At 60.0% G+C, this 14689-nt stretch carries 17 protein-coding genes; 2 read left to right on the top strand and 15 right to left on the bottom strand.

What is annotated here, in order from left to right:
* Nucleotides 1–5: 5 nt before the first annotated feature.
* The 15 genes from hslV to GBK02_RS03160 form a co-directional block, all read right to left on the bottom strand.
* Nucleotides 6–542 carry an ATP-dependent protease subunit HslV gene (hslV, locus tag GBK02_RS03230; protein ID WP_203468336.1) on the bottom strand — a complete coding sequence of 179 codons (537 nt, stop codon included), beginning with the start codon at nt 540–542 and terminating at the stop codon, nt 6–8.
* A 15-nt stretch (nt 543–557) separates the two neighbouring features.
* Entirely contained in the window at nt 558–1856 is a 1299-nt protein-coding gene (locus GBK02_RS03225) for an STAS domain-containing protein (protein WP_203468335.1), read from the bottom strand.
* Nucleotides 1857–1901: 45 nt separating this feature from the next.
* Nucleotides 1902–2666, bottom strand: coding sequence for a metal ABC transporter permease (locus tag GBK02_RS03220; protein ID WP_203468334.1), 765 nt, complete (start codon nt 2664–2666; stop codon nt 1902–1904).
* Nucleotides 2656–3204, bottom strand: coding sequence for an ATP-binding cassette domain-containing protein (locus GBK02_RS03215; RefSeq protein ID WP_239003146.1), 549 nt, complete (start codon nt 3202–3204; stop codon nt 2656–2658). Before GBK02_RS03215 ends, GBK02_RS03220 begins: the two co-directional genes overlap by 11 nt.
* Nucleotides 3205–3230: 26 nt before the next feature.
* A complete protein-coding gene (locus tag GBK02_RS03210; protein WP_203468333.1) occupies nt 3231–4127 on the bottom strand; it encodes a metal ABC transporter solute-binding protein, Zn/Mn family in 897 nt (298 codons plus the stop codon).
* A gap of 6 nt (nt 4128–4133) precedes the next feature.
* The gene (locus GBK02_RS03205; protein ID WP_203468332.1) at nt 4134–5546 is read right to left on the bottom strand and encodes a TonB-dependent receptor; all 1413 of its coding nucleotides are present in this window, start codon (nt 5544–5546) and stop codon (nt 4134–4136) included.
* 85 nt (nt 5547–5631) lie between these two features.
* Nucleotides 5632–5913: a hypothetical protein gene (locus GBK02_RS03200; RefSeq protein WP_203468331.1), complete on the bottom strand. Its 282-nt coding sequence runs from the start codon at nt 5911–5913 to the stop codon at nt 5632–5634.
* Between the two features lie 9 nt (nt 5914–5922).
* Entirely contained in the window at nt 5923–7113 is a 1191-nt protein-coding gene (locus GBK02_RS03195; RefSeq protein WP_203468330.1) for a class I SAM-dependent rRNA methyltransferase, read from the bottom strand.
* Between the two features lie 73 nt (nt 7114–7186).
* The gene (locus tag GBK02_RS03190; RefSeq protein WP_203468329.1) at nt 7187–7336 is read right to left on the bottom strand and encodes a hypothetical protein; all 150 of its coding nucleotides are present in this window, start codon (nt 7334–7336) and stop codon (nt 7187–7189) included.
* A gap of 75 nt (nt 7337–7411) precedes the next feature.
* Nucleotides 7412–8305 (bottom strand): tyrosine recombinase XerC, encoded by an 894-nt coding sequence (gene xerC / locus GBK02_RS03185; RefSeq protein ID WP_239003145.1) that lies wholly within the window; start codon nt 8303–8305, stop codon nt 7412–7414.
* Entirely contained in the window at nt 8302–8973 is a 672-nt protein-coding gene (locus GBK02_RS03180; protein WP_203468328.1) for a DUF484 family protein, read from the bottom strand. Before GBK02_RS03180 ends, xerC begins: the two co-directional genes overlap by 4 nt.
* Complete coding sequence (dapF, locus tag GBK02_RS03175) at nt 8970–9800, bottom strand: diaminopimelate epimerase (protein ID WP_203468327.1); 831 nt, start codon at nt 9798–9800, stop codon at nt 8970–8972. The genes GBK02_RS03180 and dapF overlap by 4 nt, the downstream gene beginning before the upstream one ends.
* A 60-nt stretch (nt 9801–9860) precedes the next feature.
* Nucleotides 9861–10367 (bottom strand): GNAT family N-acetyltransferase, encoded by a 507-nt coding sequence (locus tag GBK02_RS03170; RefSeq protein WP_203468326.1) that lies wholly within the window; start codon nt 10365–10367, stop codon nt 9861–9863.
* Complete coding sequence (locus GBK02_RS03165) at nt 10364–11239, bottom strand: lysophospholipid acyltransferase family protein (RefSeq protein WP_239003144.1); 876 nt, start codon at nt 11237–11239, stop codon at nt 10364–10366. The genes GBK02_RS03170 and GBK02_RS03165 overlap by 4 nt, the downstream gene beginning before the upstream one ends.
* Nucleotides 11236–12090: a lysophospholipid acyltransferase family protein gene (locus tag GBK02_RS03160; protein ID WP_203468325.1), complete on the bottom strand. Its 855-nt coding sequence runs from the start codon at nt 12088–12090 to the stop codon at nt 11236–11238. Before GBK02_RS03160 ends, GBK02_RS03165 begins: the two co-directional genes overlap by 4 nt.
* A 159-nt stretch (nt 12091–12249) precedes the next feature.
* On the opposite strand from GBK02_RS03160, the gene metK reads away from it, so the two are divergent.
* Nucleotides 12250–13413 (top strand): methionine adenosyltransferase, encoded by a 1164-nt coding sequence (gene metK / locus GBK02_RS03155; protein ID WP_203468324.1) that lies wholly within the window; start codon nt 12250–12252, stop codon nt 13411–13413.
* Nucleotides 13414–13477: 64 nt separating this feature from the next.
* Nucleotides 13478–14683 carry an HD-GYP domain-containing protein gene (locus GBK02_RS03150; protein ID WP_203468323.1) on the top strand — a complete coding sequence of 402 codons (1206 nt, stop codon included), beginning with the start codon at nt 13478–13480 and terminating at the stop codon, nt 14681–14683.
* The last annotated feature ends 6 nt before the right edge of the window (nt 14684–14689 follow it).

Raw genomic sequence — 14689 nt, 5'->3', positions numbered from 1 at the left:
ACCACTCATTCGAGCGCCTCGATCGTAAAGTTGCGGTTGGTATAGATACAAATATCGCCGGCAATCTCCAGCGACTTGGTGACGATGTCACGCGGCGACAGCTCGGTATTTTCAAGCAGCGCACGCGCCGCGCTCTGGGCGTAGGAACCGCCCGAGCCGATGGCGACGATGCCGTGTTCCGGTTCGAGCACATCCCCGTTGCCGGTGATGATCAGCGAGACTTCCTTGTCGGCCACCGAAAGCATTGCTTCCAGACGGCGCAGGGCGCGGTCGGAACGCCAGTCCTTGGCCAGTTCGACGGCCGAACGCAGCAGATTGCCCTGGTGCTTTTCCAGCTTGGCTTCAAAACGCTCGAAAAGCGTAAAGGCATCGGCCGTACCGCCGGCAAAGCCGGCCAGAATGCGGCCTTGGTAAAGCCGGCGCACCTTGCGTGCGGTCGATTTGATCACCACATTGCCCAGCGTGACCTGACCGTCGCCGCCCATAGCCACCAAATTGCCGCGGCGCACGGACAGGATGGTCGTGCCGTGATATTGCTCCATGCTATTTCCTAAGATTCAAGATTTGGGAACGATGATGTGGGCCACCTTGTTCAGTCCGACCAGGGCCATCAGTTCAGCCACCAGATGATGCGGACTGCGGATCACCACCTCACGCCCGGCCGCCTTCAAGGGGGTCAGGCAATTGGCCAGCTGGCTGGCCGAGAAAAAGTCCATCCGGCTGACACCGGAAAAGTCGATCACCGGCAGCTCGACCTGAGCGAGCGCGGCGGACAGCTCGGTAAACCGCTGATCGCGCAAATCGCCATACAGGAAATGGGCATCATCGACCGATGCAGGGCAGGCAGGCGGGCTTCCACGAACGATCGGCGAGCTTTCCCAGGAAGGGGGAGAACGTTCGAAGGTGATCGCATAATCGACCGCCCGCTCTTCGAAAGCATCCTGCGCCGCATAGCGCTGCAGCAGCTCCAGCAGCAGTAGCCATGCCGGTTCATGACTGGCCGTCCCGGTCTGCAGGCGTTCATTCAGGCGGACCAGAAAAGCCTCGACACCGTCGACGGCCACCGCAACGCCTTCGCGGCGGGCCTGGGCGAGCATGGCCGCCAATTGCCCGGCCACCTCATCGTCACAACCGACCAGGCGACTGCAATCGATCCGGACCGGCTGGCGCTTGGCCAGCACCCCGGCGATGTTGGCCACACTTTTCAGATCTTCCGCGGTCAACACGCCCTGCAAGGTAAAAACGCCGGACAGGGTGGTGGTGGCCAACGCTTCACCCGCTGCCTCGCGCCAGGCCGGCGGCGATGTTTCACAGGCCTCGGCGAATTCGATACCGAGTTGCTCGAAGGCAGGCCGGTCGCCAATAACTTGCAGGAGATCGAACAGCAGCATCCAGAAACGCCGCCCTTCGTTGCCCTGGTAATGACGAATCAGAGTTTCAAGAACGCTGCGGGCCGCCGCATCCTGGCGGTTGGCAAACAACAGGACAATACGCTCGACCTCGCCCTGCGCCGGATCAAGATCGTGCTCGACATTGATGGCCATGACGCTGGAATCAGTAAAATCGCGCTCGAACTGCGAAATGGTGAAATCCAGATCGTCGTTCGGCTCCGGCGAACGCGGCAGAGGCTTTGCCGCCGCAGCAACCGGCGGGGCGGCCGGCAAAGCGGCAGGTTTGGCCGCAACCGGCTTGGGCAAGGGCGTTACGGTAAATTCAAGATCCGGCAGAGGCTCGCTCAACGCCTCGGGTGCGGGCGGCGGCGAAAAAGGCGGTACAACCGGCTCTTGGGCCCGAGGCTGGGCAGCCGGGCGCTTCGGCATTTGCTGAGGCTGCTTCTTGAAAAAGGAAAAAACCATGACGACTCCGCGTACAGAGCCGGTGTTTTAGCATGCTCCCCGGCCTCACGCAATCACCAGCCCGACAAGGATCAGCAAGACGGCCAAAACAGGTCCGAAAGGCTGGTCCAGCCCGAGGGCGAGCAGGAAGGCTGCCACGTAAGCCAGCACCCCGCTCAACACGGCCATGCGCAAGCCTGCCGCCCAGCGCGGCGCACGCCGGAAAGCCAGCCAGGGGGGAATGAAAACCAGCGCGAAAGCCCCCATCACGCCCATGCTCATGGTGGCCAATGCCAGGCACAAAGCGGCCAGCACATCGAATCCGGTCTGGACAGGCCAGGCCTTGAGACGACGAATCCGGAAAAAATCGGGATAGACATGCGCCAGCAGGAGATGGGACGATAGTTTGCGAAGCAGGATCACGGCCAGCAAGCCACCGCCGGCAGCCAGCCAGAACTGCTCGGTGGCCGCAAAATAAAGCTGGCCATCGAACAGCGCATGACCGAGGCGCTCAGCCATCGGATGATTGGCGGCGAGCAGGACAGAGACGGCCCAGCCGCCGATCAGCAGCAAGGCAAAGCTGGCGCCTCCATCGAGCCGTCTGGCAAACAGGCGCTTGGCCGCACCGGCCAGACCGGCGGCGGCAACACCACCGATCATCGGCGCCATCCCGCAAACCAAAGCCAGCAAAGCGCCGGCTGCAGCCACGTGCGAATAGGCCAAGGCGGCCAGCCATTCGTCGCGCAAACGCAGGTAGCAACCGAGCAGCGGCAGGACGATGGCCAGCACCAACCCGGTCAGGAAGGGGATCAGGAACAGTTCATTCCACATCACGGCCTCCCAGCGTCACGATACGATCGCAAGCCGCCTCGACAAATGCCGCATCGTGGCTGACAACAATCATGCCGACGCCTTCGCGGGCGCGATCGTGCAGATGGGCCGTCAAATGCCGTACCCCTGCCGCATCGAGATTATTGGTCGGCTCATCGAGCAGGATCAGGTCGGCCGGGGCATGCAGAATCGCCCACAAGGCAAGATAGTGGCGCTGCCCGCCGGACAATCGATCAAGCCGCATGTCGAGCCGTTCGCTCAGCCAGGACGGCAGCCCCGCAGGGCTGGCCGCTGTCAGGGCAAGCAGTTCGCGCCCCGACAAAGGCAAACCATCAACCGGTGGTACATCCTGCGTTTGCAGGGCAAGCCGCAAGCCGGGCGGTTGCACGATGCGGCCTGAAAAAACTTTCGCCCGGCCGGCCAGCGCAGCCAGGACCGTGCTCTTTCCTGCCCCATTGGGTCCGGTCAGGCCGACGATTTCACCGGCCGCCAGACTCAGGTCGAGCGCCGGCGTAACAGGCTGTTGCCAGCCTGCCACCAGATTTTCAACGGTTAATAAAATCGTCAACGGACAGCTTTCTGCAAACGCTGGAGGGTGTCATCGAACAAACCGAAAAGGTCCTTCGCTTCGTTCGTCCCGCCCACCGTATATGGCAACAGCACCGCCGGAATGCCGGTCTTTCCGGCAATCCACTGGCTGGGACCCTCCTGGTTGTAGGCGGTGCGCAGGATCATTTTTGCCGGCGCACTCTGCTGGCGTGCCAGCAAACTCCCGAGATGCCCGCTGCTTGGCTCAACGCCGGGCTTCGGTTCAAGCATCCCGACTTCCTTCAAGCCCAGCCATGCGGACAGATAAACGAAGGACGAGTGATGCACCAACACCGGCACACCGCGCAATCCAGCTGCCTCCTTTTCCCAGCGCCCGATAGCTGCCTGCCATTTTCCGGCAAACAGCTTGTAGGCCGCCTGGTAAGCCGCGGCATTCGGTGCATCGAGTTCAGCCATGCGCGCAGCCAGCGCCTCGCCCACCTTGAGCACATTGCGCGGATCAAGGTGGATATGCGGGTTGCCGGCAGCATGCACGTCGCCATGCGCCCGATCCAGCACCGTCGGCACCTCAAGGCGCGAGACGTAATTGGCTGCTTCGAAATACCCCGGTCGACCAGCCTGGATGGCCGAATTTCCCGAGTCACGAATGACCAGCGGCAGCCAGCCGATTTCCAGATCGGCGCCCGCCGCGACAAGCAGGTTCGCCTGCCGCGCCTGAGCCAGCAAAGATGGCTTGGCTTCAATCCGGTGCGGGTCCTGGAACGCATTGGTCGCACTGTAGACCTTGACCTTGTCGCCGCCGATCTCACGCACCAGGCTGGCCCACTCCGGCACCGTGGCAAAAACGTTGAGATTGGCCCAGGCCGGCAGTGCCGCCAGCATCAGCAGCAGGGAGAATAATCGTTTCATCATCCGCTCCTAGAACTTGTGTGCGCCATGCGCACCCAGGCTCATGATGTACTGCATGGTGATCTGGTTCTCGGTCACGCCCTGCATCGATTTATCCTGGGCGAACTGCAAACGGACGCGGGAAAACTCGCTCCAACTGTAATCGACCATGGCCGTCGATTTCTTCGGTTTGTAGGCGTCGACCGCGAGATTCGCCGCATTGATCCCGAAATCACGCGTTCCGCTGTCCAGTTGCTCATAGCGCAGACCGGCCCGCCAGTTCGGCGTGAATTGATAAATCCCTTGCGCATACCAGCCCGACTGCCGGGTGCGATAAGTTCCCGTCACCTCGGCGGCACAGGCATTGCCGACCGCATTTTCATCCTTGCAGGTCATGTTGCCATCTTCGCGCCGGACGAAATACTCGCTCTGGAACTTGAAGTTCTGATATTTTGGATTGCCGTTCGGCGCCCACTTCCAGACAAAATCAGCCAGCCAGGTCGCCGAGTCGCCGGCAAAGAAACCTTGTGCCTCCAGTCCGCCGACATCGCGGAACACCGACTCGCGTTCACGGGCCGACGTTTTCAGATAGGACAGGCCGGCCCGCCAGTTGTTGGCCTCACCCACATCGCCACCGAGATGGGCAAACACCGCACCGCCGCCACTGCCGTTCTTGTTGCGGTCGCTGCCGGGGAAGTTGGCGCCGCGTCCGAATTCGGCACCGAACTCGAGGAATAGCGGCGTCGGCGCCAGCCATTTCAGCTGGATGCCATCCTGCGCATAACCACCCTCGGTACCGAACATCGCCTGATACATCAGCGGTGCGTCGGCAAAATCCCAGGTATGTGGATGCTGCTCGTTGAGATAGCCGATGCCGGAGCGGAAACGGCCGCCCTTCAGACCGATGCCATGGCCGATACCGAGCGACTGGAACCACGCCTCCTCGACTTCGGCTTTGCCGTCGACTGCCGCAATGATCGCCTGGCCGCGCCAGTTCGGATCGATGTTGGCCGCAAAGACCAGCTCGGTGTGATCGACCGAGAAGCCGCGCTTGTTGATCCCTTCGATCGCGCCACTGCCATGGTCATGGCCACCGGCCGGGATGAAGCCGGTGATGCCGCGTCCGGCACCGTTCTTCATGTCCTTGTACTGACCTTGCAGGATCAGCGAAACCTCGGGATTGAAGCTACTGGCCGGCGTGCCTGCGCGGTTCGCCGGGACAGTTTCCGGTGCAGGGGATTGGGTGGCAACGGGAACAGCTTTGCTTTCCCCCTTGTGGCTTTCGGCCTGGGCCAGCTTTTGTTCGAGCGACGCAATGCGCTGCTCGTAGGTTTTTTTCATCTCATCGATCTGGCTGCGAATGGCCGCAAGATCGCTGTCGGTAGCCGCCTGTGCGCCGCAGGAAGCGGCAAGCAGGGCAGCCATGGCAAATGGCTTGTGCATGGAATTCTCCTGAAAATGCGTTGTCGCGACCGCGCGCGCAGGAAAACCCCGGCGGCTGCGGTCGACTGTCAAAAACGAACGATTTTCAGGAAACGGGCGGGTCGCGCTGACGGGTCAGCGGTGGGGGAAACGCAGTTCGCCCGAGATGCGGCAGCTGTTCGGGACGAACATACTGAGCCAGCACCGGCGGCAAGGCGGTGAGCGAGGGCAAGGCGGCACCCAGATCGTGCGCCGCGAGGCACAACTCGCACACATGGTTCGGCAACGCCCCTTCCTTGTCGACCGCATGGTCGATCGCATGCGCTCCCGCCGCCAGTTGGGCGAAGAAGAGAACAGCAACAAGAAGGAGATGGCGCAGCGGATTCACTGGGTAAGTTTAATCGACTTGAACGAGCAGGCCCTTGAGATATTCGCCTTCGGAAAAGTTCAATGCCACCGGATGATCGGCCGAACCGGCCAGGCGTCGCACAATACGCGCCTCGCGTCCGGCATCAAGCGCCGCCGCGGCAATGATCTTCTGGAACAATTCCAGGCCGATGCCACCGGAACAGGAATACGTCATCAGCAGCCCGCCCGGTTTGAGCAAACGGCAGCCGAGGATGTTGATGTCCTTGTAGGCCCGCGCTGCACGGTCGGCGTGCGACGCCGAGGGCGCGAACTTGGGTGGATCGAGCACGATCACGTCGAACAACTTGCCCTCCTTGCGGAAATCGCGCAGCGCCTGGAACACATCCGCTTCCTGCCATTGCGCCCGCTCGGCCGGCAACTGCGGGTTGAGCGCCAGATTGGCCCGCGCCTGGACCAGCGCCGGACCGGACGAATCGATCGACAGCACGCTGTTCGCCCCGCCGGCCAGCGCCTGCAGCGAGAAGCCGCCGGTGTAGCAGAAGCAGTTGAGCACATCCTTGCCTGCCGACAACTGGCCAAGCAGCTGGCGATTGTCGCGCTGATCGAGGTAGAAACCCGTTTTGTGCCCGCCAGCCACGTCGACCGCAAGACGCACACCGTTTTCGAGGATGCTCAGCGGCTCGTCGCGTGCTTCGCCAAGCAGCCAGCCAGTCGCCGACTCCAGGCCTTCCAGGCCGCGCACATCGGAATCCGAACGCTCGTAAATACGCTGGCACCCGGTCGCCTGAACCAGCGCGGCGACAATCGCCTTGCGCCACTTGTCGGCCCCGGCCGAGGTCAGCTGGATTACGACGGTATCGCCATACTGGTCGGCAATGACACCGGGCAAACCATCCGACTCGGCATGAATCAGGCGCAGACCTTCTTGCCCGCGCAATTCCGGCAATGCCTGGCGACGCGCCACGGCCGCAGCAACCCGACGCTTGAAGAAACCGTCATCGACCGACTCTTCAGCATCGAAAGTCCAGAAACGGGCGCGAATCTGTGATTTCGGGCTGTAGGCCGCACGGCCCAGCGGACGCAGGTTGTCGGCCAGCACCTCGACCGTATCCCCCGGACGGGCACGGCCCTCCAGACGACCGACCGAACCGGCAAACAACCACGGGTGGCGCTTGAACGCGGAGCGTTCCTTGCCGGGCATAAGAATCAACTGGGCCATGTTTTTCTCGACAGTCAAAGCAAGAAGCCCCGGTTACCTTGCGGCAACCGGGGCTTCGGAATTCAGCGAATGATTAACCCAGTGCCTTGCGGTTACGGGCGTGGCATTCAGCAGCGTAGATCACCTTGAACATGGTCTTGCCGGTGCTCTTGAACAGACGCTTGGTGGACTTGGAAACGCAGCGGCGTTCCAGGGAAGAACGGCGGGTACGGGTGATGGCCATGACTAACTCCTTGATTCCGGCTATTTTTCGAAACCGCCAATCATAGGACGAAGGCGCATCGCCGTCAATCAAACATCAACGTTTCGCACGCGGATGGGCTGAATCGTAGATTTTTGCCAGATGCTGAAAGTCGAGATGGGTGTAAACCTGTGTCGACGTAATGCTGGCATGGCCGAGCATTTCCTGTACAGCACGCAAATCGCCCGAAGACTGCAGCACATGCGAAGCAAAGGAATGTCGCAACATGTGCGGGTGAACGTGGCGCGACAAGCCGGCCAGTTGGGCCTGACGTGACAGGCGCAACTGAATCATCCGCTGACCGAGACGTCGACCGCGCTGACCGACAAACAGCGCCGTCTCTTCGGGCCCCGCCAGGGAACCACGCACCTGCGCCCAGGCCGCCAGCGCCTCGCGCGCCTTGCTGCCGACAGGAACCAGCCGCATCTTGCTGCGCTTGCCAAGCACGCGGATCTCGCCTTCATGCAAGGCGCTGTCGAGCGCATCGCAATCCAGCGCCGCCAGCTCGGCCAAACGTAAACCGGAGGAGTAAAACAACTCGGACATCGCGATATCGCGCGCCGCCAGAACGCTATCCCCCTCATCCACCGGATCGAGTAATCGAGCTGCCTCATCGACCAACAAGGCATTGGGCAGATGCTTGGGCGACTTGGGAGGCCGCAGACCTTCACAGGGATTGGCCGGTACCGCATCGTGCTGCCCCAGCCAGGAGAAGAATCCGCGCCAGGCAGACAGCAGGCGGGCAATTGAACGCCCGGACAAGCCTTGGGCATGCAACTGCCCGATAAAACGTCGAACGTGATGCAGGCGAACGTCCGACAAGGGCAGTTCGCCGGCCAGCATCACCAGCCGCCGCAAGTCACGGCCATAATTGCTGATGGTATGCGGCGACTGCCGCCGCTGCTCGGCCAACTCGGCCAGGTAAGCATCGACGGCAGAAAGCGCAATCACAATACGCTCTTGGTGACCCGAGCCAGCGCAGCGGAGACCATTTCGCCGAGACGCTCCAGATAAAGCGTTCCCATGTCGGCGTAGAAACGTTGCGCCTCTTCGCTACCCAGGGCAATCATGCCTATCGTTCCGCCACCGTTCCGCAAGGCGATCAGCGCCTGCGACCGAATATGACTGGCATGTTCGCCGAACCAGGAGGCCGTTCCGAACCCGGCGGTCGAGCCGCAGTAAGGGCGCGCCAGCGTTTCGGCAAATACCTGCAACTCTTCGCTCACCGCGGCAAATTCGGGCAAATCATCAATGTCGGCCGGCTTGTTCCACAGGCGCAAGGCAACGTGCGGTACGGAGAAATCATCGCGCAGGTGAAAATTGAGCAGGTGGATCACCGCCTGAAAAGTTTCAGCCGCCACCAGGCCCACGGCAAGGCGATGCACTTTCTCGCTGATTGCATCGTTTTCCTCGCCGAAAGCGATCAATTCGGCCAGTTTGGTTTCCGTCTGGCGATTTTTCTCGCGCAGGGTCAGCATTTGCCGCTCGACCAGCGAAACAGCCCGCCCGCCATGTGGATGCGGGACGAAAATCTGCGCCATCAGATCGGCATAGTGCTCAAAAAAGCCCGGGTTATCTTTCAGATACTCGGCAATTTCCTCAGGAAACAAGGCGCTCATAATTCAATTTCTCCAGAGAAGACCGTCACCGCAGGGCCGGTCATCAAAACAGCTTGGCCGGGACCGCCCCAGGCAATGCTCAGATCGCCGCCACGCGTCGTCACCCGAACCGGCGAGACCAGCAAGCCACGGCGGATACCGGCCACCACGGCGGCGCAGGCGCCCGTCCCGCATGCCAGCGTCTCACCCGAACCGCGCTCATAAACCCGCAGCTTGATAGCATGTTCGCCCAGGACCTGCATGAATCCGGCATTAACCCGTTGCGGGAAACGCTCATGGTTTTCGATCAATGGACCGTGATCGCCCACCGGTGCTCTGTCGACACTTTCAACGACCTGCACGGCGTGCGGATTACCCATCGAAACGACGCTGATTTCCAGTGTTTCGTCGGCCACGTCGAGCGAATAAATCACGACATCGTCGTCGTGGAGGAAGGGAATCTCATTCGGCAAAAACCGGGGAATTCCCATGTCGACCGTGACATCGCCATTTTCTTCAAGGCGCGGTGAAATCAGGCCTTTCTGGGTTTCAACGCGGATTTCCCGCTTGTCGGTCAGGCCGACATCATGCACAAAGCGGACGAAACAACGGGCCCCGTTGCCACATTGCTCAACTTCGCTGCCATCGGCATTGAAGATGCGATAGCGGAAATCGACGCCGGGCTGTCCCGGCTTTTCGACCAGCAGAATCTGGTCGCAACCGACCCCGAAATTGCGATCGGCAAGAAAGCGCAATTGCGCCGGGGAAAGATCGATATGTTGACGAATGCCGTCCAGGACAACGAAATCGTTGCCCAGACCATGCATCTTCGAGAATTTGAGTTTCACGGCCTGCCCCGCTAATTAACTACAAAAAGCATAGCAGAGACAGGTGTTTATCTCAAATTCCTAAAGTTTTTTCTCCATCACGTAGTCGTCCATGACGAAACCACGGCCAATGTCATCAACAATCATTTCACGCACCGTGAAACCGTATTTTTTGTAGGAAGCAATGGCTTTCTCGTTACGCTTGTTAACCGCCAGCACCACGCAGGAATGGCCCAGTTTGGCAGCTCGCCTTGCGACGTGGTCAATCAGCTCACCGCCGACGCCCTGACGTTGCACGTCGGGATGGATGTAGAGCTTGTCGAGCTTGAATTCACCTTTGTAGAGCTCGCTGAACGCGAAGCCGACACGACGGCCGTTATGGAATGCCTGATCGAGCCATTTATCGGCATCTTCGATATCGTCATACAGACGCTCGTGGCCATAACGCTGCTCGAGCATGAAGTCGATCTGCTCCTGCGTGATGATGCCAGGGTAAGTTGCCTGCCAGATTTCGCGGGCCAGCGCGGAAATGGCCGGTACATCGGGCGGCGTGACGGGACGAATCTCGATAGTCAGGTTACAGCTCATTTGTAGAACCTCTGCTCTCCGGGTGGCCGGGTTTTGAAACGCTTGTGTAACCAGAAATACTGCTCCGGCATGGTCAGTACCTGGCTTTCAATAAAACGATTCACGCTGGCCGTATCGGCTTCGACGCTCTCCCCCGGAAAATCACTCCAGGCCGGCATCACCTCGACTTCGTAGCCATCTGCCACCTGACGGGTAATGCAAGCCACAATCTTGGCTCCCGTCAGGCGCACCAACCGGGAAACCCCGGGAATGGTCGCAGCCTGCACGCCGAAAAACGGCACGAAAATCGACTCTTTGGGACCAAAATCCATGTCCGGCAGATAGTAGAACTTGTACCCGTCCTTCATCGCCTTGATGATCTTGCGCATCCCATCCTGCCTTGAAAGCAGTACGGCATCAGTAAATCGAATCCGGCCATCATAAAGCAACTTGTTGAAAACCGGATTCTTCTGATTCGAGTAAACACTGCAACCCGGCACATACATTGAAATGCGCGTTGCACCGGCATCAAGGCCGACGAAATGCGGCGAAAGCAAAATAATCGGTTTGCCCTCCGGGTCATTCAGGTGCTCGACGCCCTTGATCCGGACAATCCGCTCCAGCCGTTCCTTCGAGGCCCACCAGCCGAGCGTCCGATCGATCACCGCACAACTGAAGGCAATGAAATGACGACGGGCGATATCCTCGCGCTCGGCTTCGCTTTTTTCAGGAAAACACAGTCGCAAATTGATCAGCGCCACTTTGCGCCGGTCACGCCCGACGGCATACAGCAGTTTCCCAAGCAAGGTGCCAATGGCCCTCAAAACAGGCAAAGGCAGCCAGTGCAACAGCCACAGGAAGCCCACAAGAATATAAGTCAGGAAAATCTTCACGGCAGCTTGACCTCGGCCGGCGGCGGCTCGGCGCCTCCCGGATGTTTATAACGGTTGTAACCCCAGAGATATTGCGTTGGACACTGACGAATCAGCGTTTCGATTTCAGAATTGATCTGCTGGGCGCGGTCGACCGTGCCACCCGTCAAAGCCTGTTGCGGTGGGCCAAAATGCAAGCGATAACCGCGTCCGCCAGGCAAGCGTTCGCCCCAGGCCATCAGGGTCGTCGCACCGGTTTCGGTCAGACGCGCCGCCAAAGTCATCGTATAAGCCGGCTTGCCGAAGAAATCGAGCCAGACACCTTCCCCAACTTTCGGCGCTTGATCGGGCAACATGCCGACCGCCTGGCCTTTTTTCAACGCCTTGATCAGCGAACGAACGCCGGACAGGTCGGCCGGCGCCAGGTGCAGGCGCTCACGTTTGCGACCATCGAGGATCATCCGCTGAATGGACGCCTGGCGAGGTGGGCGATAAAGCACGGTGACATCGCCGAAAGCCGAGTAATACTGAGCCGTAATTTCAAAGCACCCCAGGTGCGGTGTCAGGAAAACGATCCCCTTGCCCGCCTGCTGGGCCGCTTCGACATGCTCCCAGCCAACAACCTCCGCCACCTGAGCGTTGGTTTGCTCCAGCGTGCGCAGCCAGATACGCGCCAACTCAAGCATCTGCTTGCCAGCTTCGGCGCTGGCCGCTCCGCGCAAAGACGGATCAATGCCAGCCTGCGCCATGTTCTCGCGCACATGGCGACGATAGGTTGGCGAAAGCAGATAGGTCAGTCGTCCAAGCAATCCACCAAGCGCGTGAACGACACACAAGGGCAAGTTGCTGAATATTCGAAAAATGAAAACCATGCGACTCCGGGGGTTGAAACCCACCGTGAAAAGATTAATATTATGAGATCGCCGAGTTAAACAGACAACTTGCGGGGCGATTAATAAATGCCGCTAAAGCGTCACCCGCTCGTGGTCCGAAGCCGGTAACGCCGGACCCAAGGACCAACTGGAGTTACCATGAGCGAGTTTTTCTTCACCTCGGAATCCGTTTCCGAAGGCCACCCGGACAAGGTTGCCGACCAGATTTCCGATGCCATCCTCGACGCCATCCTGGCTCAGGACAAGCATTCCCGCGTTGCTGCCGAGACCCTGTGCAATACCGGCCTCGTCGTGCTGGCCGGTGAAATCACCACCAACGCCAACGTCGATTACATCCAGATCGCCCGCGACACCATCAAGCGCATCGGCTACGACAACACCGATTACGGCATCGACTACAAGGGTTGCGCCGTGCTCGTCGCCTACGACAAGCAGAGCCCGGACATCGCCCAGGGCGTGGACAAGGCCTACGACGACAACCTCAACCAGGGTGCCGGCGACCAGGGCCTGATGTTCGGCTACGCCTGCGACGAAACCCCGTCGCTGATGCCGCTGCCGATCTACCTGTCGCACCGCCTGGTCGAGCGCCAGGCCATGCTGCGCAAGGACGGTCGCCTGCCGTGGGCCCGCCCGGATGCCAAGTCCCAAGTCACCATCAAGTACGTCGATGGCAAGCCGTTCTCGATCGACACCGTCGTCCTGTCGACCCAGCACTCGCCGGACATCAGCCTCAACGACCTGCGTGAAGCAACCATCGAAGAAATCATCAAGCCGGTGCTTCCGAAGGAACTGATCAAGGGCGACATCAAGTTCCTGGTCAATCCGACCGGCCGTTTCGTGGTTGGCGGCCCGCAGGGTGACTGCGGCCTGACTGGCCGCAAGATCATCGTCGATACCTACGGCGGGGCAGCCCCGCACGGCGGCGGTGCTTTCTCCGGCAAGGATCCCTCCAAGGTCGACCGTTCCGCTGCCTACGCTGGCCGCTACGTCGCCAAGAACATCGTTGCCGCCGGTCTCGCCTCACGCTGCCTGGTCCAGGTTTCCTACGCCATCGGCGTGGCCGAACCGACCTCGATCATGGTCGACACCTTCGGCACAGGCAAAGTCAGCAACGAAACCTTGACCGCACTGATCAAGAAGCACTTCGACCTGCGCCCTAAGGGCATCGTCAACATGCTCGACCTGCTCCGCCCGATCTACCAGAAGACCGCCGCCTACGGCCACTTCGGCCGCGACGAACCGGAATTTACCTGGGAAGCAGTCGACCGCGCCAACCTGCTGAAAGCCGACGCCGGCCTGTAAATAAGTACAAGTGAATTGAAAAGGGAGCCACGACGGCTCCCTTTTTTCGTTAAAATCAACAAATATGCTCAAAAAAATTGCCGTCGAACACCTGCGCCTCGGCATGCACCTGCAAGCTTTTTGCGGCGCCTGGCTGGATCATCCGTTCTGGCGGACCCAGTTCGTCCTGTCAGACCCGAACGACATCAGCCTGATTCTCGAAAGCCCAATCCGGGAAGTCTGGATCGACGTTTCAAGAGGACTCGATCTGGCCAGCGGAGAGGCCGTGACCGAAGCCGAGATGATTCTGGTCGAAGAAATACCGCCAGCCCCCCCCGCCATTCAGGAAAAAACCTCGTTTGGCGACGAAGTGAAGCGCGCGGCAAAAATATGCGCCAAAGGCAAGGAAGCCGTCGTTTCGATGTTTCAGGAAGCGCGCATGGGGAAAGCCATTGAGGCAGAAGCGGCGGCGCCGCTGGTCGAGGAAATCTCGAACTCCGTCTTGCGCAATCCTGGCGCGCTGATCAGTCTTGCGCGCCTGAAAACAGCCGACGATTACACCTTCATGCACTCTGTCGCGGTCTGTGCCCTGATGATTGCACTAGCCCGCCAACTGGGGCTTGATGAGCAACAAACCCGCGATGCCGGGATGGCCGGCCTGCTACATGATCTTGGCAAGGCCATGATCCCGATGGACATCCTCAACAAACCGGGGAAACTGACCGACGAGGAGTTTGCCATCGTCAAGGCACACCCCGCCGAAGGCTACAAGCTGTTGCTCTCCGGCAAAGGGGTCAGCCAGATGACACTGGATGTCTGCCTGCACCATCACGAAAAAGTCGATGGCAGCGGCTATCCCGAAGGGCTGAACAGCGAAAGCATGAGCCTGTTTGCCAAAATGGGGGCCGTCTGCGACGTCTATGATGCCGTGACCTCGAACCGCCCTTACAAGGCAGGCTGGGACCCGGCCGAGTCGATCAAGCGAATGGCGGAATGGAAAGGCCATTTCGATCCGGTCATTTTTCAGGCTTTCGTCAAGAGTCTCGGCATCTACCCGGTAGGCTCATTCGTTCGCCTGGAGTCGGGCAAGCTGGGCGTCGTCACCGAGCAAGGGGAGCAATCCTTGCTCAAACCGAAAGTCAAAGTTTTTTTCTCGACCAAGTCGCAAGCCTATATCAAGCCTGAAACCATTGATCTGGCGCGCAGCGCCGAGAAAATTGCCGGCCGTGAAGATGCCGCCAAATGGGGCATCAAGGATATCGATCGCTACTGGGCCGGCGACAAAGTTTAAAACCGG

The sequence above is a fragment of the Dechloromonas sp. TW-R-39-2 genome, from assembly GCF_016864195.1.
GTDB lineage: Bacteria > Pseudomonadota > Gammaproteobacteria > Burkholderiales > Rhodocyclaceae > Azonexus.
This window is presented reverse-complemented; position numbering and strand designations above follow the sequence as displayed.

Excerpts from the sequence above, each read along its gene's own strand:
- metK (WP_203468324.1), top strand. The coding sequence starts at position 12,250 with ATGAGCGAGTTTTTCTTCACCTCGGAATCCGTTTCCGAAGGCCACCCG.
- GBK02_RS03160 (WP_203468325.1), bottom strand. The coding sequence starts at position 12,090 with ATGGTTTTCATTTTTCGAATATTCAGCAACTTGCCCTTGTGTGTCGTT.
- GBK02_RS03195 (WP_203468330.1), bottom strand. The coding sequence starts at position 7,113 with ATGGCCCAGTTGATTCTTATGCCCGGCAAGGAACGCTCCGCGTTCAAG.
- GBK02_RS03150 (WP_203468323.1), top strand. The coding sequence starts at position 13,478 with ATGCTCAAAAAAATTGCCGTCGAACACCTGCGCCTCGGCATGCACCTG.
- GBK02_RS03220 (WP_203468334.1), bottom strand. The coding sequence starts at position 2,666 with ATGTGGAATGAACTGTTCCTGATCCCCTTCCTGACCGGGTTGGTGCTG.
- GBK02_RS03225 (WP_203468335.1), bottom strand. The coding sequence starts at position 1,856 with ATGGTTTTTTCCTTTTTCAAGAAGCAGCCTCAGCAAATGCCGAAGCGC.
- hslV (WP_203468336.1), bottom strand. The coding sequence starts at position 542 with ATGGAGCAATATCACGGCACGACCATCCTGTCCGTGCGCCGCGGCAAT.
- GBK02_RS03210 (WP_203468333.1), bottom strand. The coding sequence starts at position 4,127 with ATGATGAAACGATTATTCTCCCTGCTGCTGATGCTGGCGGCACTGCCG.
- GBK02_RS03205 (WP_203468332.1), bottom strand. The coding sequence starts at position 5,546 with ATGCACAAGCCATTTGCCATGGCTGCCCTGCTTGCCGCTTCCTGCGGC.
- GBK02_RS03170 (WP_203468326.1), bottom strand. The coding sequence starts at position 10,367 with ATGAGCTGTAACCTGACTATCGAGATTCGTCCCGTCACGCCGCCCGAT.
- GBK02_RS03190 (WP_203468329.1), bottom strand. The coding sequence starts at position 7,336 with ATGGCCATCACCCGTACCCGCCGTTCTTCCCTGGAACGCCGCTGCGTT.
- GBK02_RS03180 (WP_203468328.1), bottom strand. The coding sequence starts at position 8,973 with ATGAGCGCCTTGTTTCCTGAGGAAATTGCCGAGTATCTGAAAGATAAC.